The organism is Micromonospora sp. LH3U1, assembly GCF_028475105.1.
Taxonomy (GTDB): domain Bacteria; phylum Actinomycetota; class Actinomycetes; order Mycobacteriales; family Micromonosporaceae; genus Micromonospora.
In genome coordinates, this window is the sequence record NZ_CP116936.1 from 1,546,471 (window position 1) to 1,568,962 (window position 22,492).

21 protein-coding genes are annotated in these 22,492 nt (G+C 71.9%); 13 read left to right on the forward strand and 8 right to left on the reverse strand.

Features of this window, described 5'->3' with window-relative positions; translation table 11 throughout:
* Position 1: 1 nt before the first annotated feature.
* The 8 genes from PCA76_RS07195 (at position 2) to PCA76_RS07230 (ending at position 11,515) form a co-directional block, all read left to right on the forward strand.
* Positions 2 to 748 (forward strand): MBL fold metallo-hydrolase, encoded by a 747-nt coding sequence (locus PCA76_RS07195; RefSeq protein WP_272616202.1) that lies wholly within the window; start codon positions 2 to 4, stop codon positions 746 to 748.
* 298 nt (positions 749 to 1,046) lie between these two features.
* Positions 1,047 to 2,633 carry an amino acid permease gene (locus PCA76_RS07200; protein WP_272616204.1) on the forward strand — a complete coding sequence of 529 codons (1,587 nt, stop codon included), beginning with the start codon at positions 1,047 to 1,049 and terminating at the stop codon, positions 2,631 to 2,633.
* Positions 2,634 to 2,759: 126 nt separating this feature from the next.
* Positions 2,760 to 4,124 (forward strand): glutamine synthetase family protein, encoded by a 1,365-nt coding sequence (locus tag PCA76_RS07205; RefSeq protein ID WP_272616206.1) that lies wholly within the window; start codon positions 2,760 to 2,762, stop codon positions 4,122 to 4,124.
* Between the two features lie 117 nt (positions 4,125 to 4,241).
* Positions 4,242 to 5,588, forward strand: coding sequence for an aldehyde dehydrogenase family protein (locus PCA76_RS07210; RefSeq protein WP_442930247.1), 1,347 nt, complete (start codon positions 4,242 to 4,244; stop codon positions 5,586 to 5,588).
* A 5-nt stretch (positions 5,589 to 5,593) separates the two neighbouring features.
* Positions 5,594 to 6,361, forward strand: a complete 768-nt coding sequence (locus PCA76_RS07215) for a 3-oxoacyl-ACP reductase (RefSeq protein ID WP_272616208.1) — start codon at positions 5,594 to 5,596, stop codon at positions 6,359 to 6,361.
* Complete coding sequence (locus PCA76_RS07220; protein WP_272616210.1) at positions 6,358 to 7,152, forward strand: gamma-glutamyl-gamma-aminobutyrate hydrolase family protein; 795 nt, start codon at positions 6,358 to 6,360, stop codon at positions 7,150 to 7,152. The genes PCA76_RS07215 and PCA76_RS07220 overlap by 4 nt, the downstream gene beginning before the upstream one ends.
* The gene (locus tag PCA76_RS07225) at positions 7,112 to 7,663 is read left to right on the forward strand and encodes a pyridoxamine 5'-phosphate oxidase family protein (protein ID WP_272616212.1); all 552 of its coding nucleotides are present in this window, start codon (positions 7,112 to 7,114) and stop codon (positions 7,661 to 7,663) included. Before PCA76_RS07220 ends, PCA76_RS07225 begins: the two co-directional genes overlap by 41 nt.
* A gap of 192 nt (positions 7,664 to 7,855) precedes the next feature.
* Entirely contained in the window at positions 7,856 to 11,515 is a 3,660-nt protein-coding gene (locus tag PCA76_RS07230; RefSeq protein ID WP_272616215.1) for a SpoIIE family protein phosphatase, read from the forward strand.
* Between the two features lie 28 nt (positions 11,516 to 11,543).
* Here PCA76_RS07230 and PCA76_RS07235 read toward each other — a convergent pair whose 3' ends face one another.
* Positions 11,544 to 11,858, reverse strand: a complete 315-nt coding sequence (locus tag PCA76_RS07235; RefSeq protein WP_272616216.1) for an STAS domain-containing protein — start codon at positions 11,856 to 11,858, stop codon at positions 11,544 to 11,546.
* 95 nt (positions 11,859 to 11,953) lie between these two features.
* Between PCA76_RS07235 and map the strand changes: the two genes are divergently transcribed.
* Both map and PCA76_RS07245 read left to right on the forward strand, forming a co-directional pair.
* Entirely contained in the window at positions 11,954 to 12,811 is an 858-nt protein-coding gene (map, locus tag PCA76_RS07240; protein WP_272616218.1) for a type I methionyl aminopeptidase, read from the forward strand.
* On the forward strand, positions 12,808 to 13,521 hold the full coding sequence (locus PCA76_RS07245; RefSeq protein ID WP_272616220.1) for a VIT1/CCC1 transporter family protein: 714 nt from the start codon (positions 12,808 to 12,810) through the stop codon (positions 13,519 to 13,521). Before map ends, PCA76_RS07245 begins: the two co-directional genes overlap by 4 nt.
* A 6-nt stretch (positions 13,522 to 13,527) precedes the next feature.
* Here PCA76_RS07245 and PCA76_RS07250 read toward each other — a convergent pair whose 3' ends face one another.
* The 7 genes from PCA76_RS07250 to PCA76_RS07280 all read right to left on the reverse strand — a co-directional run bounded on the left by PCA76_RS07250 (position 13,528) and on the right by PCA76_RS07280 (position 20,222).
* A complete protein-coding gene (locus PCA76_RS07250) occupies positions 13,528 to 14,265 on the reverse strand; it encodes a nucleotidyltransferase domain-containing protein (protein ID WP_272616222.1) in 738 nt (245 codons plus the stop codon).
* A gap of 209 nt (positions 14,266 to 14,474) precedes the next feature.
* Positions 14,475 to 14,975 (reverse strand): nitroreductase/quinone reductase family protein, encoded by a 501-nt coding sequence (locus PCA76_RS07255; RefSeq protein ID WP_272616224.1) that lies wholly within the window; start codon positions 14,973 to 14,975, stop codon positions 14,475 to 14,477.
* A 119-nt stretch (positions 14,976 to 15,094) separates the two neighbouring features.
* Positions 15,095 to 17,878: an FtsX-like permease family protein gene (locus tag PCA76_RS07260; protein ID WP_272616225.1), complete on the reverse strand. Its 2,784-nt coding sequence runs from the start codon at positions 17,876 to 17,878 to the stop codon at positions 15,095 to 15,097.
* Positions 17,875 to 18,609, reverse strand: a complete 735-nt coding sequence (locus tag PCA76_RS07265; RefSeq protein WP_272616227.1) for an ABC transporter ATP-binding protein — start codon at positions 18,607 to 18,609, stop codon at positions 17,875 to 17,877. Before PCA76_RS07265 ends, PCA76_RS07260 begins: the two co-directional genes overlap by 4 nt.
* The gene (locus tag PCA76_RS07270) at positions 18,606 to 19,208 is read right to left on the reverse strand and encodes a PadR family transcriptional regulator (protein ID WP_272616228.1); all 603 of its coding nucleotides are present in this window, start codon (positions 19,206 to 19,208) and stop codon (positions 18,606 to 18,608) included. Before PCA76_RS07270 ends, PCA76_RS07265 begins: the two co-directional genes overlap by 4 nt.
* A 52-nt stretch (positions 19,209 to 19,260) precedes the next feature.
* Entirely contained in the window at positions 19,261 to 19,698 is a 438-nt protein-coding gene (locus PCA76_RS07275) for a ferritin-like domain-containing protein (RefSeq protein WP_272616229.1), read from the reverse strand.
* On the reverse strand, positions 19,695 to 20,222 hold the full coding sequence (locus PCA76_RS07280) for a hypothetical protein (RefSeq protein ID WP_272616231.1): 528 nt from the start codon (positions 20,220 to 20,222) through the stop codon (positions 19,695 to 19,697). The genes PCA76_RS07275 and PCA76_RS07280 overlap by 4 nt, the downstream gene beginning before the upstream one ends.
* A gap of 154 nt (positions 20,223 to 20,376) precedes the next feature.
* Here PCA76_RS07280 and rimP point away from each other — a divergent pair, with 154 nt between their 5' ends.
* From rimP to PCA76_RS07295, 3 genes are read left to right on the forward strand one after another with little or no spacing between them, the layout of a single operon-like run.
* Complete coding sequence (gene rimP, locus PCA76_RS07285) at positions 20,377 to 21,066, forward strand: ribosome maturation factor RimP (protein ID WP_272616233.1); 690 nt, start codon at positions 20,377 to 20,379, stop codon at positions 21,064 to 21,066.
* Positions 21,063 to 22,106: a transcription termination factor NusA gene (nusA, locus tag PCA76_RS07290; RefSeq protein WP_272616234.1), complete on the forward strand. Its 1,044-nt coding sequence runs from the start codon at positions 21,063 to 21,065 to the stop codon at positions 22,104 to 22,106. The genes rimP and nusA overlap by 4 nt, the downstream gene beginning before the upstream one ends.
* A gap of 16 nt (positions 22,107 to 22,122) precedes the next feature.
* Complete coding sequence (locus PCA76_RS07295; protein WP_336298051.1) at positions 22,123 to 22,455, forward strand: YlxR family protein; 333 nt, start codon at positions 22,123 to 22,125, stop codon at positions 22,453 to 22,455.
* Positions 22,456 to 22,492 lie beyond the last annotated feature (37 nt).

The following is a 22,492-nucleotide window of genomic DNA, read 5'->3' on the forward strand; positions in this document are numbered from 1 at the left end:
CGTGCGCGTCGTGGTGCTTGGCGGTCTTGGCGCCTGGCCCTCCGCCGAGCAGGCGTGTGCTGGCTTTCTGGTCGAGCACCAGGGCTTTCGGCTGTTGATCGATCCTGGCTACGCGACTCTGCAACCGCTGCTGACCCGGGTGGCCGCCTCGGCGGTCGACGCGGTCTACGTCAGCCACGGCCATCCCGACCACTGCGCCGATCTGCAGCCACTGCTGCGGGCAAGGGTGTTGCCCGACCGGTCCGCGCCGGCCCTGCCGGTGTACGCGCCCACCGGCAGCCTCGGCCCGCTGTTGGCGATCGACGAGCCAGGGCTCATCGACACGGCGTATCGACTGCACGAGTTCACCCCCGGCGACGGCTTCGACGTCGGCCCGTTCACCGTGCGGACCTGGTCGTTGCCGCACTGGGTGCCGAACGCGGGGGTCCGCTTCGCCGCTGGTGGCACGGTGCTGGCCTACACCGGGGACACCGGGCCGAGCCCAGAACTGGTCGAGTTGGCCCGCGACGCCGACCTGCTGATCGCCGAGGCGACGTACGTCGACGAGATCCCGGACCGGCATGTCGGATTCCTGTCGAGCGCCGCCGAGGTGGGTCGCTACGCCACTGCGGCACGGACCAGAGCGGTCCTGCTGACGCACCTGTGGCCTGGCACGGACTCCGACGCGGCGGTCGCCGCGGCACGGCGGGCGTACGGCGGTCCGGTCGGTGTGGCCCGATCGGGCCTGGTGGTCGACCTGCCCTCCTGAGGTGAGGCTCGTCGTGGCGGGGTGGGGGCGCGGGGCACTTGTCGGGTACGGCGGATCGCCGTACTGAGAGAGAGGTTGTGCCCCGCGCCGCCGCGGTCCGGGCGGTCCGAGCGCCCGGGGGTGGCCCGTCGCGATCGGGCCTGGTCACGAGGTCAAGGATGCGGTCGGGGTGGCCGTAGTGGCAACACAATTAGCCGCGACGTCGGTGAGATTCCCACGGACTACGTATTGACCGCCTTGATCGGCCGGGACGACACTTTGCGCACTCGCACGCGGAACCACCTCAGGGAGGTGTGCAGTGGCAACGACCCCCGTGCCAACCGCCGAGCAACCGATGGACGACGACGCCCGACGGCTCGCCGAACTCGGCTACAAACAGGAGCTGCGCCGCAAGTGGAGTGGCTTCTCCAACTTCGCCATCTCGTTCTCGATCATCTCGATCCTGGCCGGCTGCTTCACCACCTTCGGTCAGGCGTGGAACAACGGCGGGCCGGTCGCCATCTCCTGGGGCTGGCCGCTGATCTCGCTGTTCATCCTCATCATCGGCTTCTGCATGGCGGAGCTGGTGTCGGCGTACCCGACCGCGGGCGGGATCTACTGGTGGGCGGCCACCATGGGTCGTCCGGTGCACGGCTGGTTCACCGGCTGGTTGAACCTGATCGGTCTGGTGGCGGTCACCGCATCGGTCGACTACGGCTGCGCGACGTTCCTCAATCTCACCCTGTCGGCGCTCTTCGACGGCTGGGCCGGGACGTTGCGTCAGGCGTTCGTCCTCTTCGTGATCATCCTGGTGCTGCACGGCCTGATCAACATCTTCGGGCACCGGATCATCGACGTACTCCAGAATGTCTCGGTCTGGTGGCACGTGGCCGGCGCGGCCGTCGTGGTGGCCATCCTGGTCTTCGTGCCCGACAACCACCAGAGCTTCCAGTTCGTGTTCACCGAGCGGTTCAACAACTCCGGCTTCGGTGACGGGGACATCGGCGGGCTGACGTTCTGGTTCTACGTGCTGCCCCTGGGTTTCCTGCTGACCCAGTACACGATCACCGGCTTCGACGCCTGCGCGCACGTCTCCGAGGAGACCCGGGGCGCCTCGCAGGCCGCGGCCCGTGGGCTCTGGCAGTCGATCTTCTATTCGGCGGTCGGCGGCTGGATCCTGCTGCTGGCGTTCCTCTTCGCGGCTACCGACGTCGAGGCGGTCAACGCCGCTGGTGGCTTCTCCGGTGCCATCTTCGAGTCCGCGCTCACCCCGGTCTTCTTCAAGATCGTCATCATCATCTCCACCATCGGCCAGTTCTTCTGCGGAATGAGTTGCGTGACGTCGATGAGCCGCATGGCGTACGCGTTCAGCCGCGACCGGGCGGTCCCGGGATGGCGACTCTGGTCGAAGGTCGACCGCAACGGCACCCCGGCGAACGCGATCATCGGTGCCACCCTGGCGGGGCTGGTGCTGACCCTCCCGGCGCTCTACGAGAGCTCGGCCGGCATCCCGATCGCCTTCTACGCGGTGGTCTCGGTCGCGGTGCTCGGGCTCTACCTGTCCTTCCTCATCCCGATCGCCCTGCGGCTGCGGATGGGCGACAGGTTCGTGCCCGGCCCGTGGACGCTCGGCCGCAAGTACAAGCTGTTCGGCTGGATCGCGGTGATCGAGATCGCGGTGATCGCGGTCTACTTCGTGATGCCGATCGTGCCCGCCGGGGTGCCCGGCAACGACGGGTTCACCTGGTCGGCGGTGAACTACGCGCCGCTCGCCGTCGGCGGGGTGCTGCTGGTGGTCGCCGTCTGGTGGTACGCCTCAGCCCGCAAGTGGTTCACCGGTCCGGTCCGTACCGTCGAGGAGCGTGCGCCGGCGGCCGACCCGGCGCCGGTCGACGGCCCGGTCTGACCCGCACCCGGCGGGACGGGCGCCGCTGCCATCCCGCCGGGTGGTCGTCGGGTTTGCCGCCCTCGCCACCGGGGGCATTGACGGTGATCCGGTTTGCCAGTAGACCTTGGTGATGGAGGCCCGCACATGAGGAAAGCGCCGCTCACGCTGGAACAACTGCGGGTCGCCGTCGCCGAGGGCGAGATCGACACGGTGGTGCTGGCCCTCGTCGACATGCAGGGCCGGTTGCAGGGCAAACGATTCCACGCGCCCTACTTCCTCGACCAGGTGGTGGCCAACGGCAGCGAGGGCTGCAACTACCTGCTCGCCGTGGACGTCGACATGAACACCGTCGACGGGTATGCGATGTCGAGTTGGGAGCGCGGCTACGGCGACTTCGCGATGGTGCCGGATTTCGACACGTTGCGTCGGATGCCCTGGCAGCCGGGCTCCGCGTTGCTGCTGGCCGACCTGACCTGGCTCGACGGCTCGGGTGACGTGGTCGCCTCGCCCCGGCAGATCCTGCGCCGCCAGCTGGACCGACTGGCCGAGCACGGGCTGACCGCGTACGCCGGCACCGAGCTGGAGTTCGTGCTGTTCCGCGACTCGTACGAGGAGGCGTGGCGGCGCGGCTACCGCGACCTCACCCCGGCCAACCAGTACAACGTGGACTACTCGCTGCTCGGCACCGCCCGGGTGGAGCCGCTACTGCGCCGCATCCGCACCGAGATGGCCGGCGCCGGGCTCACACCGGAGAGCGCCAAGGGCGAATGCAACCTCGGCCAGCACGAGATCGCCTTCCGCTACGACGAGGCGGTCGCCTGCGCCGACCACCACGTGATCTACAAGAACGGCGCCAAGGAGATCGCCGCCCAGGAAGGCGTGGCGATCACCTTCATGGCGAAGCCGAACGAGCGGGAGGGCAACTCCTGTCACATCCACTTCTCGCTGCGCGACAGCAGCGGTGGCTCGGCGATGCTCGGCGACGGGCCGGCGCACCTGTCGCAGACCGGGCAGCGGGTGCTCGCCGGGCTGCTGGCCACCATGCGGGAGTTCAGCCTGCTCTTCGCCCCGAACATCAACTCCTACAAGCGCTACCAGCCGGGATCGTTCGCCCCGACGGCGCTGCGGTGGGGAGTCGACAACCGCACCTGCGCGCTGCGGGTGGTCGGGCACGGGCAGGGCATGCGGGTGGAGAACCGGGTGCCCGGCGCCGACGTCAACCCCTACCTGGCGATCGCCGGGCTCGTCGCCGGGGCGCTGCACGGCATCGACCGGGAGTTGGAGCTGGGTGAGGAGTGCAGCGGCAACGCGTACGACGACCCGGAGGCCGAGCGCGTCCCCGGCACCCTGCGCGACGCCCTCACCCTCTGGGAGTCCTCGACTGTCGCCAAGGATGCGTTCGGCCCCGAGGTGGTGGCCCACTACGCCAACCAGGCAAGGGTGGAGCTGAAGGCCTTCGACGCGGCGGTAACGGACTGGGAGCTGACCCGTGGTTTCGAACGCCTCTGACATGCCCCGCCGCGTCGATCATGGACTCGTGGTGGGCGAAGTGCCGTATCAGGCGGCTTTTGTACGGCACCACAACTCCATGATCGACGGGCGTCTGGGGGTGGGGGCGTGACCCTTTTGGTGGATCCGGCTTCTGGGGTCGGGTTTCGGGAGGTGTTGGGGGCCTCGGTTGCGGAGGTGGATGCGGCGATTTCGCGGGCTGCGGCTGCGTTTCAATCGTGGCGGGCCGTCGCTCCGGGGGATCGGGCTCGGTTGCTGCGGCGGTTCGCCGCTGTCGTGGACGCGCACCTGGAGGAACTTGCCGCGCTGGAGGTCCGCAACTCCGGTCACACCATCGGCAACGCCCGGTGGGAGGCGGGCAACGTCCGAGATGTCCTGGACTACTACGCCGGGGCGCCCGAGCGGCTGACCGGGCGGCAGATCCCCGTGCCCGGCGGGTTGGACGTCACCTTCCACGAGCCGCTCGGCGTGGTCGGCGTGATCGTGCCCTGGAACTTCCCGATGCCGATCGCCGCCTGGGGGTTCGTCCCGGCCCTCGCCGCCGGCAACACCGTGGTGCTCAAACCCGCCGAGCTGACCCCGCTCACCGCGCTGCGGCTGGCCGAGCTGGCCCGCGAGGCGGGCCTGCCCGACGACGTGTTCATCGTCGTACCGGGTGCGGGCGGCGTGGTGGGGGAGCGGTTCGTCAGCCACCCGGCGGTCCGCAAGATCTGCTTCACCGGCTCCACCGAGGTCGGCACCCGGATCATGGCCGGCTGCGCCGCCCAGGTGAAGCGACTCACCCTGGAGTTGGGCGGCAAGAGCGCGAACATCGTGTTCGCCGACGCCGATCTGGAACGCGCCGCGGCGACCGCGCCGGGCGCGGTCTTCGACAACGCCGGCCAGGACTGCTGCGCACGGTCGCGGATCCTGGTCCAGCGTCCGGTGTACGACCGCTTCCTGGCACTACTCGAACCAGCGGTACGCGCCGTGCGGGTGGAGGACCCGTCCCGGGACACCGCCGAGATGGGTCCCCTGATCTCCGCGGCTCAGCGGGACCGGGTCGCCGGCTACCTGGCCGGGGCGAAGGTCGCCTTCACCGGTTCCTGCCCCGACGGCCCCGGGTTCTGGCACGCGCCCACGGTGCTGCTGGCCGACTCGCCGACCGACCGGCACTGGCGGGAGGAGATCTTCGGCCCGGTGGTGTCGGTGCTGCCGTTCGACGACGAGGCCGACGCGGTCCGGCTCGCCAACGACACGGAGTACGGCCTCTCCGGCTCGATCTGGACCCGGGACGTGGGTCGCGCCCTGCGCCTGGCCCGCGCCGTCGAGGCGGGCAACCTCAGCGTCAACTCGCACTCCTCGGTGCGCTACTGGACCCCGTTCGGCGGGATGAAGCGTTCCGGGCTCGGCCGTGAGCTGGGCCCGGACGCGCTGCACTCCTTCACCGACGTCAAGAACGTGTTCATCGCGACAGAGGAGTGACACCAGTGCAGGGACGGTTGCAGGACCGGGTGGCCGTGGTCACCGGAGCGGGCAGCGGCATCGGGTTGGCCACCGTTCGGCGGTTCGCCGCCGAGGGGGCCCGGGTGGTCTGCGTGGACATCGACGCGGCGGCCGGCGAAAAGGCGGCCGAGGAGTGCGGAGGCGAGTTCGTGGCCGCCGACGTGGCCGACGAGTCGGCGGTACGCGACCTGTTCGACGGGGTGGCGGACCGGCACGGCCGGGTGGACATCGCGTTCAACAACGCCGGCATCTCACCGCCGGACGACGACTCCATCCTGGACACGGGCCTCGACGCGTGGGAGCGGGTGCTGCGCGTCAACACCACGAGCGTCTACCTCTGCTGCAAGTACGCCATCCCGCACATGCGTCGACAGGGCAAGGGGTCGATCATCAACACCGCCTCGTTCGTGGCGTTGATGGGCGCGGCGACGTCGCAGATCGCGTACACGGCGAGCAAGGGCGGCGTGCTGGCGATGACCCGGGAGCTGGGTGTGCAGTTCGCCCGCGAGGGCATCCGGGTCAACGCGCTGTGTCCCGGCCCGGTGGCCACCCCGTTGCTGCTGGAGCTGTTCGCCGCCGACCCGGAGCGGGCCGCCCGCCGGCTGGTGCACGTGCCGATGGGCCGCTTCGGGCAACCGGAGGAGATCGCGGCGGCGGTGGCGTTCCTGGCCAGCGACGACGCCTCGTTCATGACCGCCGCGCAGTTCGTGGTCGACGGCGGCATCACGGGCGCGTACGTCACACCGCTGTGACCCGGCCGCTGATCGGGATCAGCGCGTACGTCGAACCCGCCGACTGGGCGGTCTGGCGGGGCGTACCGGCGGTGCTGGTGCCGGAGGCGTACGCACGGGCGGTGACGGCCGCGGGTGGCCGGGCGGTGGTGTTGCCTCCGGACGACGAGGACGGCGACGTGGTGGCCGCCCTCGACGGGCTGTTGCTGGCCGGTGGAGCGGACGTCGGCCCGGGGCGGTACGGGCAGCCGGCCGATCCGCGTACCGAGGACCGGCCGGATCGGGACGCCGGCGAGCTGGTTCTGTTGGCCGCGGCGCTCGCCGCCGAGTTGCCGGTGCTGGGGGTGTGCCGGGGGATGCAGTTGCTGGCCGTCGCCTACGGCGGTTCCCTGCATCAGCACCTGCCCGACGTGGTCGGTCATGACGCGCACCGTCCGGCCCCGGGGGTCTACGGGTCCCACGCGGTGCGCTTCGCGCCGGGAAGCCTGGCCGCGACGGTGTTGGCCGGGGTGGACCAGGTCAACTCGTACCACCATCAGGCGGTCGCCGATCCGGGCCGGCTCTCGGTCACCGGTTGGGCGGAGGACGGCGTGGTGGAGGCGGTCGAGGACCCGACCCTGCCGTTCGTGCTCGGCGTGCAGTGGCATCCGGAGAATGAGCCGGATCCCCGTCCGATCACCGCGCTGGTCCGGGCCGCCGGCTGGCGGGTCGACGGCGGGTGTGACGCAGGTCGCCCCCGACCCCTGGCGTCGCCGGTGGGAGGATCGACGCATGGGCAAGGTGTATCCGGAGATCGACGATCGACTGCGTGACTTCATTGCGGCCCAGCCGATGTTTTTCGTGGCCACCGCGCCGTCCGGCGCCGAGGGGCACGTCAACGTCTCACCGAAGGGCATGCGGGGCACGTTCGTGATCCTCGGCCCGCACCGGGTGGCCTACCTCGACTATCACGGCAGCGGGGCCGAGACCATCGCCCACCTGCGGGACAACGGTCGGATCACGCTGATGTTCTGTGCCTTCGACGGGCCGCCCAAGATCGTCCGGTTGCACGGCCGGGGCAGCAGCGTCGCGGTGACCGAGCAGGCGTTCGCCGACCGGCTCGCCGAGTTTGCCGCACCGCCGGATGTGCACGCCGTCCGGGCTGTGATCACCGTCGAGGTGGAGCGGGTCAGCGACTCCTGCGGCTACGCGGTGCCATTGATGGACTTCCGCGCCGAACGCGACCTGTTGCTCACCTCACACTCCCGCCGTACCAGCGACGACCTGGTGGTCTACCGGGCCACCAAGAACGCGGCGAGCATCGACGGGCTGCCGGTCTTCTGACTCGTCGGGGTGCTTCGGCAACCGTCACTCGACGTACCTGCACCCGCACTGTCCGGTGCCTGACGGCTCACGCGTACGTAAGCAGCGTCCAACTGTCGTGATGCGTTACGTTGCTGGTCCGCTGGGGTACAAGTCGGAGCACGGCTGGTGAAGATCGACGGTCGCGGGGGTATGGCCGGAGCGGGAGGCTGCATGAGCTCGGCCCAGGGGGGCGCGGACGTCGGGCAAGTTCCCGCGTCCGGCCGGGAAATCCCTCCGATGCTGGTGGCCGCGTTCGCGGCCGGTGGCGAGATGGGCGAGCGGCTGAGCCGCTTCGACTGGTCCGCCGGTCCGCTGGGCGAGCCTGGGGACTGGCCTCTGGCGCTTTCCAACGCGGTCGGCATGATGCTCGCCTCCAGCGCGCCGATCGTCATGTTCTGGGGCGACGAGCAGTTCGCCTTCTACAACGACGCCTACCGGCCGACCATCGGCAGCAAGCACCCGGACGCGCTCGGCCAACCGGCCCGCCCGACCTGGGCGGAGACCTGGACGGTGCTCGGCCCGCTGCTCGACGGCGTCCGGAGCACCGGGCGTTCCTATCGCGGCGAGGACCACCCCTTCCTGCTCGACCGGCACGGCTTTGTCGAGCAGACCTACTTCAACGTCTCGTACGACCCGATCCGGGGTGACGACGGCTCGGTCAGTGGCGTCTACTGCATCGTCAACGAGACCACCGGACGGGTGCTCGGCGAGCGCCGCCTGCGGGCACTGGCCGAGTTGGGTGCCGAGCTGACCGACATGGGCAGTGCCACCGAGCTTGGTCGGACCGCCGCCGGGGTGCTCGGCCGGCACGGGGCCGACGTGCCCTTCGCGTTGATCTACCTGGCCGACGACAGCGGCCAACTCACTCTGGCCGGGCACACCGGCACCGCCCCGGGCACCGTCGGTGTCACGTCGCAGCTGCTGGCCCAGGTGATCGCCGACGGTGCGCCCGCCACGGTCGAGGTGGCCGATCTGCTCGACCCGCCGCCGGTCGACGCCGCCGACCAGGCACTCGTGCTGCCCCTCACGGCGACCAACCAGACGGTCGGCGCGCTGGTCGTCGGCGTGGCCCGCCGGCTGCCGCTCAGCGACGAATACCGCGACTTCCTCGACCTGGTCGCGGCCCAGATCTCCCGCGCGGTCGGCACACAGCGGGCGTACGAGCAGGAACGGGCCCGCGCCGCCGAGTTGGCCGCGTTGGATCGGGCGAAGACCAACTTCTTCGCCAACGTCAGCCACGAGTTCCGTACCCCGCTGACCCTGGTGCTCGGCCCGCTGGAGGACATGCTGGCCGACCCGGCGCTACCCGCCGCCGAGATCGACCGGCTCACCATGATGCACCGCAACGCGCTGCGCCTGCTCAAGCTGGTCAACACCGTTCTGGACTTCTCCCGGCTGGAGTCCGGTCGGCTCGCCGCCCGCTACCAGCCCACCGACCTCGCCGGCTACACCGCCCGACTGGCCAGCACCTTCCGTTCGGCCACCGACCGGGCCGGGTTGCGACTGGTGGTGGACTGTCCGCCCCTGCCGGCGCCGATCTTCGTCGACCGGGACATGTGGGAGAAGATCGTCCTCAACCTGGTGTCGAACGCCGTCAAGTTCACCTTCGACGGCGAGATCCGGGTGCGGGTCCGGGCCGTCGCCGGCGCGGCCCGGCTGGAGGTCACGGACACCGGCGTTGGCATCGTTCCGGACGAGCTGCCGCACGTCTTCGAGCGGTTCCACCGGGTGCCCGGTGTGCGCGCACGCACCCACGAGGGCACCGGGATCGGCCTGGCGCTGGTCCGGGAGCTGGCCGAGATGCACGGCGGTGAGGTTGGGCTGACCAGCCAGGTCGATGCGGGCAGCACCTTCACGGTGACCGTCCCGTTCGGGTCGGCACACCTGCCCGCGGACCGGGTGGCGGCGTTCGGCACCCTGCTCGCCGGCGAGCCCGAGCAGGCCCGGCTCTACGTGGCGGAGACCGCACTGTGGACCGGCGTCGAGCCGGCAGCCGCGTTCGACAGCCGGCCGACGAAGGGCGCCCCGGCCGGCCGGATCCTGGTCGTCGACGACAATGCGGACCTGCGCGAGCACGTCTCCCGGCTGCTCTCCCCAACCTGGGAGGTGGTCACCGCGAGCGACGGGCTGATCGCCCTGCCGCTGGCCCGCGAAGGCGGGTTCGACTTGGTGCTCGCCGACGTGATGATGCCCCGACTGGACGGGTTCGGGCTGGTGACCGCGCTGCGCGCCGACCCGCGTACCCGACATGTGCCGATCGTGCTGCTCTCCGCCCGGGCCGGCTCCGCGGAGGCCGTCGCCGGCCTCTCCGTCGGTGCCGACGACTACCTCACGAAGCCGTTCTCCGGCCAGGAGTTGATTGCCCGGGTCCGGGCCAACGTCGAGCTGGGCCAGCTCCGTGGGCAGATCATCCGTCGGCTCCGGGCGCTGGCCGACGCGGCGGTGGCCGTGAACACCGCACGGTCCACCGGCGACGTGCTCCAGGTCGCCGCCCGGCATGCGCTCAGCCTCGCCGAGGCTGCCCGGGTGGTGGTCACCGCGGCCGGGGCCCGGTCCGAGGCGGACACCGGTGGTGCCACCGCCACCGACCCGTCCTTCGTGGCCGAGCTGACCGGCACCGCCGGTGAGCCGCTCGGAGAGCTGCAGGTCTGGCGGCAGGCCGGCGACGACGCGCAGGCCGACGAGGCCGCGTTGACCCAGCTGGCCCGGCTGGTCGGGGTGCGCCTGGAGAACGCCCAGCTCTACGAAGCCGAACACCGCATCGCCACCACGTTGCAACACAGCCTGCTGCCACGGTCACTGCCTCAGTTGCCCGGAGCGGTGCTGGCCAGCCTGTACCTGCCCGGTAGCGCCGACGTCGAGGTCGGCGGTGACTGGTACGACGCGATCACCCTCGATGACGACGAACTGGTGCTGGTCATCGGCGACGTGGTCGGTAAGGGCGTCCAGGCCGCCGCGGCAATGGGCCAACTGCGCAACGCGCTGCGGGCGTACGTGCTGGAGGGCTACGACCCGGGCGAGTCGCTGACCCGGCTCAACCGGCTGGTCGAGTCCACCGAGCGCCGCTCCTTCGCGACGGTGGTCTGCCTGCTGTTCAACCCGCGCACCGGCCGTCTGCGGTACGCGAGCGCCGGTCACCCGTCCCCACTGCTGATCACCGGAAGTGATGTCGCGTTCCTGCACGACCGTGCGCTCGGTCCACCCGTCGGCGCCATCCCCGACATGACGTACGAGGCGGTCGAGGGGGAGCTGACGCCCGGCAGCCGACTGTTGCTCTACACCGACGGGCTGATCGAGGACCGTCAGCTCGGCATCGACGCCGCGCTGGCCCAGCTTCGCGTCGACGCGGCGACCCCCAGCGAGCACGTGGTGGACCTGATCGACGCGGTGGTCGAACGGGTCGATGGGCGGCTGCGCCGCGACGACGTGGCGATCCTCGCCCTGGAGGCGGCGGAGCTGAACCGTTTCGCGTTGCGGCTGAGGGCGGACCCGACCCGGCTGAGCGTGCTGCGCAAACGCCTGGAGGACTTCCTTGTCGCGCACGCCGTCGGTGAGACGGACGTGTTCGACCTGACCGTCGCGGTCTCCGAGGCCGCCGCGAACGCCATCGAGCATCCGATCCACCCCGCCGAGGCGGTGATCAGCGTGGAGGTGGCCATCGAGGGTCGGACGGTGACGGCCACGGTGCGCGACAGCGGGCAGTGGCGCGAGTCGACCGACTCCGGTTTCCGGGGGCGTGGCCTGGCCCTGATCAAGGCGCTGGGCGACCTGTCGGTACGGCGTACCGATGAGGGCACCGAGGTGACGCTGCGTCGGCAGCTGCGGGACTGACCGTGCGCCCGGCGGCGGCCGGGGTGTCTCAGGCCGGGCTGAGCCAGCTCTGCTCGCCCAGGCCGGAGATCTCCAGCACCCGGCGGACCTGCCGGGACGGCAGGACGGTGAGCGTGCCTGGAAACTGCTGGGCGAGCCGGACCAGGGCGTGGATGGCGGCCGAGTCGAAGAACGTGACCGCGCTCAGGTCGAGGGTGATCTGCCCGGCGGGCTCGCGCAGTGCGGTCTGGAGCATGGTGTCGGCGGTCGCCATGTCGACCTCACCGGCCACCACCACGTGGAGGTGATCACCGTCGATCTCCGCGCTGGCGGAGAAGACAGGTGGTGCTCCCCCTTGATCCACGCAGACACCATGGCACAGCCGACCTGGCAGGGCAACAACCGGCCCGGAGCGGCCGTGGCGCGGGTCACCAGCGCCCCCGGCGATAGGCTTGAGGCATGACCGTCCGTCCGCCGCTGACACCCGGCACGCTCTCCCCGATGCGACCGGTGCCATCCCAGATCGCCCGACCGGAGTACGTGGGCAAGAAGCGTCCGCAGGAGTGGCGTGGCTCGCACGTGCAGACGCCGGAGACCATTGAGAAGATGCGGCTCGCGAGCCGGCTCGCCGCCCAGGCGACCCAGCTCGCCGGCGAGCACAGCAAGCCCGGTGTGACCACCGACGAGATCGACAAGGTGGTGCACGAGTTCCTCTGCGACCACGGCGCGTACCCGTCGACCCTGGGCTACAAGGGCTTCCCGAAGTCCTGCTGCACCAGCCTCAACGAGGTCATCTGCCACGGCATCCCGGACTCCACGGTGCTGCAGGACGGCGACATCATCAACGTCGACGTGACCGCGTACATCGGTGGGGTGCACGGTGACACCGATGCCACCTTCTGCGTCGGCGAGGTCAGCGACGAGGCCCGGCTGCTGGTCGAGCGGACCCACGAGGCGATGATGCGCGGCATCCGTGCGGTCAAGCCGGGTCGCCAGATCAACGTGGTGGGCCGGGTCATCGAGTCGTACGCCAAGCGGTTCGGCTACGGCGTGGTCCGCGACTTCACCGGCCACGGCATCGGCGAGTCCTTCCACAGCGGGCTCTACGTGCCGCACTACGACAGCCCGCGCCCCACGGACATCATGGAGCCCGGGATGACGTTCACCATCGAGCCGATGATCACGCTCGGCACCTACCAGTACGACATGTGGGACGACGGGTGGACCGTCGTCACCAAGGACCGCAGGTGGACGGCCCAGTTCGAGCACACCATCGTCGTGACCGACGACGGCCACGAGATCCTGACCCTGCCGTGACCGACACCCCAGCGGCCCTGCGCGAGGCGCACCACGCGGACGTCTCCGGCGGCTGGCTGCGCCCGGCGGTCTTCGGAGCGATGGACGGACTGGTCACCAACATCGCCCTGATCGCCGGTGTCGGCGGCGGCGGGGTGTCGCCACGAAGCATCGTGCTGACCGGCTCCGCCGGCCTGGTGGCCGGTGCGATCTCGATGGGGCTCGGCGAGTACACCAGCGTGCGTTCCGCCAACGAGCAGGTCGCCGCCGAGGTGGCCAAGGAGCGACGGGAGCTGGAACGGCACCCCGAAGCGGAGGCCCGGGAGTTGGCCGACGCGTGGGTGGCCCGTGGCCTTCCCCGGGATCTCGCCACCCAGGTCGCCGAAGCGGTACGCCGCGACCCCGAAGAGGCGCTGCGGGTGCACGTCCGCGAGGAGTTGGGCGTCGACCCCGACGACCAGCCCAGCCCGTGGACCGCCGCGATCTCGTCCTTCCTGTTCTTCTCGGTGGGCGCGTTGGTCCCGCTACTGACGTACCTGTTCGGCGCCACCGAGCTGTGGCTGGCACTCGCCGTCGGCGGGCTCGGGCTGTTCGCCGCCGGTGCGGTCGTGGCCCGCTTCACCAACCGGCCCTGGTGGACCAGCGGGCTGCGTCAGCTGCTGCTGGGCGCCGCGGCCGCCGCCGCCACCTACCTGATCGGCTCGCTGATCGGCGTGCAGGGCGGGCTGTGACGCCGGTCAGGCCGTGAGTAGCTCGTCGATCGTGCCGTCGACCCCACGACCACGGGCGGCAAGCTCCTCGGCCTGCCGGGCCAGCACCACACCGACCTCGGTCATGTCCGCGCCGGCCAACCCGGTGCGTCGCACCGCGTCCCCGGGGTCACGGAAGTAGGTGCGGCTCAGCAGACCGGTCACCGTGGCCGCCGCCAGCCGGGCCTCACCGAGCATCAGCAGGGCCTGGTCGGTCTCATACCACTCGGCGAGCCGGGCGGCCCGGGCGTGCGCCGCGCTGCCCCGGTACCAGGCCTGCCGAGCCGCGGTGCTGAACTCCGCCGGCCGGGCCCGGGCCAGCCGGCCGAGATGCTCGTCGCGCAGCGTCCGCAACCAGCCCGTCGGATCGTGCAACGCCTGCGTGGTGACGTACCGGTCGGCGGTCAGCGGCCAGAGCGGGGAGAGCACCCGCGCCTGAGTCAGGTAGTCCTCCGCGGCGGCCACGGTCAGATCGACCAGCACCCCGTCCACACGCCGGGTCGCTGGCGGCGGGCCGGTGCGGGGCCGGTAGGTGACCACCAGCATTCCCGCCTCGCGGTCCCCACCGCCGTCGTCGTCGCCGTGCGCCAGGGGCCCGTGCACCGCGACCGTGAGCACGTCGGCCGGGAACCGCCGTCGGACCGCTTCGGCGACCCGCTCCGCGACCGTCCACCGTCGATCGTCGAGGCCCCGGTCGACACCGGCCTGTTCGCTGTTCGCGCTCACCCGGCCCCCACTGTTCGCGACTGCGGGGCTCGCAACCCCGGCTCACTCCTCGCGCTCACCCGGCCCCCACTGTTCGCGACTGCGGGGCTCGCAACCCCGGCTCACTCCTCGCGCTCACCCGGCCCCCACTGTTCGCGACTGCGGGGCTCGCAACCCCGGCTCACTCCTCGCGCTCACGGGACCGCCTGCCTCCGCTACCGAGCGTCAGCCTAGCCAGCCGACGGGGGAGCGGCCGGCGCGCCGCGCCCGGTCGGCACCAGCCGGAAGATGCGGATCTCCCGGCCGCCGGCCCGCTGCACGTACGTGCGGTACGCGGGCCACTCGGTGACCAGCAACTGCCACAGCCGGTCCCGTTCGGCGCCGGTGGCCGGATCCGCGCGCACCGGAACCCGCAGACCCTTCACGTCCACCTCGGCGGCAGGATCGGCGAGCAGGTTCATCGCCCAGCTGGGCTGCTGGGTCTGCCCCCAGTTGGAGCCGATCACCACGTACGCGTCGCCGTCCGGCACGTAGAGCAGCGGATTGCTGCGAGGCTTGCCGGAGCGGCGGCCGGTCGTGGTGATCACCAGGGACGGGATCAGGCCGAGCGCGACCACCCGGCCCCGGGTGAGTCGACCGACCACCCGGTCGGCGGGGACCAGCAGGCGTGCGGCGGCGCCGAACCAGCGGTGATGACCGACTCGACGGGTGAGAGTTCCCAGCACTGACACGCGGACCAGTCTGCCGGCTGTCGGGCCTTGGCGGCACCCCCGTACGCGCCCGGATTGTCAACCGGCCGGCTCGCGCTGTGTGGCCAACGGCTGCCAGCCGGGTGGCTACGCCACCGGAGTCAGTCCAGCCGTCGTTCGATCGGCAGCCGGGCGCGGGTGAACAGGCCCGCCCCCAGCATCGCCACCACCGGCACCAGCACCAGGACCCCGAGCGCGGGCCACGGCACCAGAAACGGGTACGGGTCGGGTACCGGCCAGTCGGTGGCGTACTGCCGGTTGACCGAGAACAGCACGATCGCGGCGGTGCCGAGCCCGGCCACGATGCCGAGCACCGAACCGAGACCGGCGATGACCCCGGCCTGGCAGATCGCCAGCACCCGGCGTAGCGCTGGTGCCGCGCCGACGGCCGCGAGGGTGGTCAGCTCGGCGCGTCCCTCGGCGGCGGCGAGCGCGGTGGCGATTCCGGCCGCCCCCACCGTGATCAGCCCGGCCGCCGCCGCGAGCAGCAGGAGCAGCGGTGAGACGTCGCGGGGTGCGCCGCCGTACTCCACGGTCAGCGAGATCGTCCCGAAGGGCCGCAGGGCGGCGGCGAAGCGCTTCCGTTGGTCCTCGTCGGGCGGGGTCGTGGTGCCGATCACCCAGCCGGCCGGGGACGGGTTCAGACCCAGCTGGCGGGCCGCCGACGTGGACAGCAGCAGGCGGGGCTGGCCGGCAGCCTCGGGCAGCGCGTACCCGGGAAGGTCGCGGGCGGCCTTCGGCCGGTCCAGCCCGTCGTCCACCTGGTTGACGCGTACGGTCACCACGCCGTCGTGCAGGTAGCGCGGGTCGGTCACCACCACGCCTCCGGCGTGCAGCACCGCCGCCGCGGCGGCGGTCGTCGCCGGTTCCACGCCGGTGAGGAGCGGCAACGCGGTCCCGTCGTCGACCACGGTCTGCACGTAGCCGCCGAAGTAGTCCGCCTCGCGGATCCCGCAGCGCGGGTCGGCCCGGGCCTGCCGGCGGTGCGACTCGGACAGGGCGTCCTCCGGCTGCCAGGGGCAGACCTGCGCCGGCGGGAGCACCGGCGCGACGTCGCAGTAGTCGGTGCCCGCCGGCCCACAGCCCACCGCGTACACCGGGGCGACCGCGCCGACACCCAACTGGTCCCGGGCCGCGGCGGCGACCTGCGCCAGCGTGGGCTGCCGGGCCGACTCGTTTGGATTGACCAGCATGTGGCCGGTCGGCAGCGCCGGCCGGTAGGCGCGCATCTCGCGCTCGCCGTCGCTGGCCAGGTACGCACCGAGCGCGACGCTGCTGGCGACAGCGGCCATCACGGCGCAGATGGCCGGCGCCGCGGCGGCCCGATTGCGGCTGGCATCGCGCAGCGCGATCCGCGGCGCCAGCGGCAACACCCGGCCGAGGCGGGCGAGCGCCCCGATCAGCGTGGGTGTGCAGCACACCAGGCCCAGTTCGCCCAGGATCAGACCGGTGAGGATCACCGCCGGGGAGGTCTGCGTGGCCCCGAACGCCGCCAGTCCCGCGCCGCCGGCCACCAACGCCAGCCCGAGGGCCAACCACCGGGCCCGGGTCGTGGGTGGGGTGCGTCGGCCGGCGAGCCCGGCGCTGACGTCCTGCCGGGCGGCGGTCCAGGCCGGTGCCAGCGCGGCGAGCACCCCGGCCAGCACCGCGACCCCACCGAGCAGCACCAGTGCGGTCGGCCAGCAGCGGTAACCGCCGAAGCGGGCGCCGAAGACGTACTGCTCCACCAGCGGACGCCCGGCGAACGCCGCGCCGACGCCGACAAGCAGGCCGGCGGCGGCGCCCAGCACACCCAGCACCACGCCGTCGGCCAGCACGACCCGGCGAAGCTGAGCGGCGTCCCCACCGGCCACCGCGACCAGCGCCAGATCCCGCCGTCGTCGACGGACGCCGACCGCGAAGGCCGGCCCGACCAGCAGCACGACCTCCAGCAGCCCGAGACCGGCGATCAGCACGCCGGTGCTCAGGTCGCCGGCTTCGCTCGGGCCGATCGAGCCGAGCCACATCCGCTTCCGTTCGGACGTCGAGTCCTCCGGAGGACGCGGGGCGACCACCACCCCGCGATCGTTGAGCCGGGCCACCAGCGCGGCATCGACGGCGCCGGGCACGTCCGCCAGCCAGACGCTGTCCGGCTCGGGACCGGTCGGTGCCACGGCCCCCGGGTGCAGCGCCACCACCGCGCCGAGATCGTCCGAGAACTCGACGACCCCCACCACGGTGTACGCCCTGCTCCCGTCCGCGACGGCCACGGCGTGGCCGAGGCGCAGGTCCAGGCGGCGCAACGCCACCGGACTCACCGCGACCTCGCCGGGCTGCTGCGGCGCCCGGCCGGCCCGGAAGCGCACCAGCCCGCGGGCCAACGGGTCGTTGAGGTCCAGCACCCGCCCATCCACGTCCTCGTCGCGGTGTGGACCCCGCAGCGTCAGCGGAACGTGGGGGCGCACCTCGGTGACCCGACTGCCCGGCCCGAGCAGTGCGGTCACCTGCGCGGCGGTGACCCGGACAGCGGGGACGTGCTCGCCGTCTGACGTGTTCCAGCCGTCACCCCACTCGTCCTGTACCACCGGGTTGTCGGCGACCCAGCGCAGCTCCGCGTCGGCCACGCCGAGCCGGCGTTCGACGCGTTCCCGCGGGGTCAGGTCGGCCATGTCGTAGCTCGCCGCCAGGAAGGCCAGCACAGCCACCGGCAGGGCGATCATCGCGAGCACGAGGGCGGTCCGTCGCCGGGCCCGGCGTGACTCCCGTCGGGCGATCCGCAGCGCCGTCCGCCAGGAGCCGGTCAGTTCGGCGATCCGCCGACGGCCGACGTGGGCGGGTGGCGCGGTCGGCCGCGCCGGGGAGGTGTCGACCCCGCCAGGTTTCCGCAGGACACGCCGGATGGTCACCGCTCGCTTCCGGACAGCAGCTGGTCGACGCTGCTCAGCGGTGCCGTCGTGTCGACCAGCACGCCGTCGCGGAGGAACACCACCCGGTCGGCCCAGCCGGCGTGCCGCGCCTCGTGGGTGACCAGCACCCCGGCGGCGCCCGCGTCGATCCGGCGGCGCAGCAGGTGCAGCACCGCCTCACCGGTCTGCGAGTCCAGTGCCCCGGTGGGCTCGTCGGCGAGCACCAGCCGTCGCTCGCCCACCAGCGCGCGGGCGATGGCCACCCGCTGCTGCTGCCCGCCGGAGAGCTGGTCGGGGAAGCGGTCACCCAGCGCGGGCAGGCCCACCTCGGTGAGCGCGGCCATGGCCAGCGCCCGGGCGCGGCGTCCGCTGACACCGTCGAGTTCCAGCGGGAGCGCCACGTTCTCCAAGGCGCTGAGGCTGCCCAGCAGGTTGAGCTGCTGGAAGATGTAGCCGATCCGGCGGCGGCGCACCTGGGCCAGCCCACGACGGTCCAGTTCCCCGAGCGTCTGCCCCTCGACCCGTACCTCGCCGTCGGTCGGGCGGTCCAGCCCACCGGCGAGGGCCAGCAACGTCGACTTGCCAGAGCCGGACGGGCCCATGACGGCGACCAGCTCGCCGGGCCGAACGACCAGGCTGACGCCCCGCAGCGCGTGCACCGCCGCCGGTCCTGCGCCATGGGTGCGGTGGACGGCGCGTAGCTCCAGCACCGCGTCGTCCGACCCGCTCACCGTCGTGCCTCCTCGCCGGCCCATCGCGCCGCGTCACGCGCGGCGGCGTCATCCGGTCGGGGTGGGGGAGGTGCCGGACCGCTGGGCTGGTGCCGAACCAGACTGGTCTCGCAGTGGTCCAGCCAGCGCACCTCCGCCTCGGCCTGGAACACCATCGAGTCCAGCACGAGGCGCCAGGGGAGGTCCTCCGGCCGGTTGCTGCCGTACTTCAACCGGGTCAGCTCCTGCAGCGCCCGCATCGTCGCGCTGCGCTGGGCCTGCACCACCGAGCGGACGTCCACGCCGGGGGTGGTCAGCGCCAACGCCAGCTTGATCGCCAGCTCGTCGCGGGGCCGGTCGGTACGGCTGACCGGGGTGGCGAACCACAGCGCCAGGTCCGCCCGGCCCGCGTCGGTGATCTCGTACGGGCGCTGCCCGGCCTCGCTCTCCGGCAGCGGGCGCACCAGACCGTCCCGTTCCAGCCGGGACAGCGTGGTGTAGACCTGCCCGATGTTCAGCGGCCAGGTCGAGCCGGTCGACTCCTCGAACGCGGCGCGCAGCTGGTAGCCGTACATCTGGCCGCGTTCGAGCAGGGCGAGCAACCCGTGACGGATGGACATGGCAACGGAGTATGCATACCTGGTATGCGCACCGCAACCGGAGCGGCCCGGTTCAGGTCGGTCGACCGGGAAACGGGACAGTCAGCGGGGTCAGCCCGCCCGTCTTTCGCCACCGGGTGGCCCGTACGGCGTACTCGACAAGGGCGGCCAGCGCCTGGTCCCGGTCGGCGCCGGTGGTGGACGCCAGAGCTGCTCGCCAGTGCGCGGCCGTGCGCTCCTCGATCTCGGCGGCGAGCCGCAGAGCGCTTGCCCGGTCGGTGACCGGGAATGGCAGCGCGTACCCGGCGCGGTCCGGCGGCACGACACCGCCGGCAGTGCTGAGCTGCACCACCAGCGTGTCGCGTCGGCGTCGATGCGCGGTCTCGGCCTGGTGTGCCGCGTCCCGTGCCGCCCCGGTGAGCTGGACACCGATCCGCCCGTAGGCGTAGATGGCCGCGTACTCGGCGGACAGGGCGGAGGCGAGCGCCTCCCCGGCGGACGGCTGCCTCACTTCAGTGCCTCCTGGTGGGTGGCCCGGGCGGCGACGATCGACCCGAGCAGTGCCGCCCGCTCCGCGGGTGCCGCGGCGCAGGCGACGGTGGCCGACTGCTGGGCGGTCTTCTCCAGGGCGCGCAGGGCGGCGAGCGCGCCGGCCGGGTCGGCCGCCGGGGCGGTGGTCGGGGTGGCGGCGACCGCCGAGGGCAGGGCGACGCCGATCACCCGGGCCAGCTCGGTGGCGTGCGCGGTGTGCGCCTCGGCGATTGGGTCGAGTCGGCCGGCCAGCTCGGGGTGCGCGGTGGCGTTCGTCCGGTATTCGGCGGCCAGCGCGAGTGACTCGTCCACCATCGGCCGCAGCGGGTCCGGCGGTGGTGCTGGTTGATCGTCGCGGTCGAAAAGATCACAGCCGGTCAGCGGCGCCGTGGTGCCGCCGAGCACCAGCAGCGACCCGACGCTCAGGAGCTTTCGCCGGGAATGTCCGGATGCTTGGTCGCGCTGTGTCGTTCTGCCGTTCCCCACCGGGCAAGTCAACACCATGCGCGCCGGTCCGGGGGCCACCGGCGTCGGTGCGCCGCCCGGTCCGCCGCCGGGCAGGCGCGTTACGCTCTGCGCAGCCACCGGCGTGTCCGCTCCGGTGGCGTGCCGGCATGGCGAGACGACCGGTCGCCGTCGACCAGGGAAAGGTGCGGAGATGACGCAGCGTGGCCGTGCCACCAGGCCGACGGGTCGACCCCGCGATGGCGCGGGTCCCCGTGGCGGTGACCTCGCCGCGCGGCGTGCCCGCTTGCGGGACGTGATCGAGCCCGTGGTCAACGACGCCGGCTACGACCTGGAGGACCTGTCGGTTTCCCGGGCCGGTCGCCGGCACGTGGTGCGGGTGATGGTGGACGCCGACGGCGGGATCGACCTGGACGCCGTCGCGGACGTCTCCCGCGCCGTCTCGACCGCGCTGGACGCCGCGGAGGAGGCCGGTGGCGACATCGTCGCCGGGGAATACCAGCTGGAGGTCAGCTCGCCGGGCGTCGACCGGCCGCTCACCCTGCCCCGCCACTGGCGGCGCAACGTGGGCCGGCTGGTCAAGGTCACCGTCCGGGGCGCGGCCGCGCTGCCTGGCCAGCGTGGCGAGCAGCCCGCCGGTGACCGCCAGCTGACCGGCCGGGTGGTCGGGGCCGACGACGAGGGCGTGCAGCTGGAGACCGACGACGGCCGTGCCTCCTGGGCGTACGCCCAGCTGGGCCCGGGTCGCGTGCAGGTCGAGTTCACCCGGCTCGCCGAGCTCGGTGAGCCGGACGAAGAGTTCGACGACGCGGACGATTCAGACGAGATCGACGATTCAGACGACATCGACGACGAAGATGATGTGGAGGACGAGGAGAGGTGAACATCGACCTCGCGGCGCTGCGCGCACTCGAGCGCGAGCGGGAGATCCCGTTCGACACGATTCTCGCGGCGATCGAGACCGCATTGCTGACCGCTTACCGGCACACCGATGGCGCCGAGGCGCACGCCCGGGTGGAGATCGACCGCAAGTCGGGCGCCGCCCTGGTGTACGCCCAGGAGATGGACGAGGACGGCAGCCTGGTGCGGGAGTGGGACGACACCCCGCACGACTTCGGCCGGATCGCCGCCATGACGGCCAAGCAGGTGATCCTCCAGCGACTGCGGGAGGCCACCGACGAGGTGCACTTCGGTGAGTACGTGGGCCGCGAGGGTGACCTGGTCACCGGCGTGGTGCAGGCGCACGAGACGCGTACCGAGAAGGGCATCGTCAGCGTCGACCTGGGCAAGCTGGAGGGCGTGCTGCCGCAGTCCGAGCAGGTGCCCGGCGAGCGGTACGCCCACGGCGAGCGGGTCCGCTGTGTCGTGGTGCACGTGGCCAAGGGCATGCGCGGGCCGCAGATCACCCTGTCCCGGTCGCACCCGGCGCTGGTCAAGAAGCTGTTCGCGCTGGAGGTGCCGGAGATCGCCGACGGCACGGTGGAGATCGGTGCGATCGCCCGTGAGGCAGGTCACCGTACGAAGATCGCCGTGCGCTCCACCACCCCCGGTGTGAACCCCAAGGGTGCGTGTATCGGCCCGATGGGCCAGCGTGTGCGCGCCGTGATGAGTGAGCTGCACGGTGAAAAGATCGACATCATCGACTGGTCGGACGACCCCGCCACTTTCGTCGGCAACGCTCTGTCGCCGGCCAAGGCACTGCGGGTCGAGGTGGTCGACCTGGCCAACCGGGCCGCTCGGGTGACAGTTCCCGACTTTCAGCTCTCGCTCGCGATCGGCCGGGAGGGGCAGAATGCCCGACTCGCGGCCCGATTGACCGGTTGGCGAATCGACATTCGGTCCGATGCGGAGCAGACGGCACCGGCCGCGCGGGGGGCAGCTGATCACGTGCGGGAGCCGGGCGGCGCGATCTCGGGCAGCTAGGGGTAGACTTCCTCCAGTGGTACGACGCGCAAAGCCGGAGCGCACCTGTGTGGGTTGCCGGCAACGTGCGCCGGCCAGCGAATTGCTGCGGATCGTCGCGGTCAGGGACGAGGCTGGTTACAGTCTCCGGCCTGATCCGCTCCGCAGGCTGCCGGGTCGGGGAGCGAACATGCACCCGGATCCGGCCTGCTTCGCGCTGGCGGTGCGGCGCCGCGCCTTTGGGCGTGCGCTGCGAATCACCGAGGTCCTTGACCATGGTGTGCTGGCCGAGCACGTCGATGCGCCAACCACTACGTCCGGTCATCCCGATCGGGCGAGGGTCGCTAGCAGGGTAGGACGACCGACATGAGCACACGATGAAGTCCCTGAAATGACCAGGCTTCAAG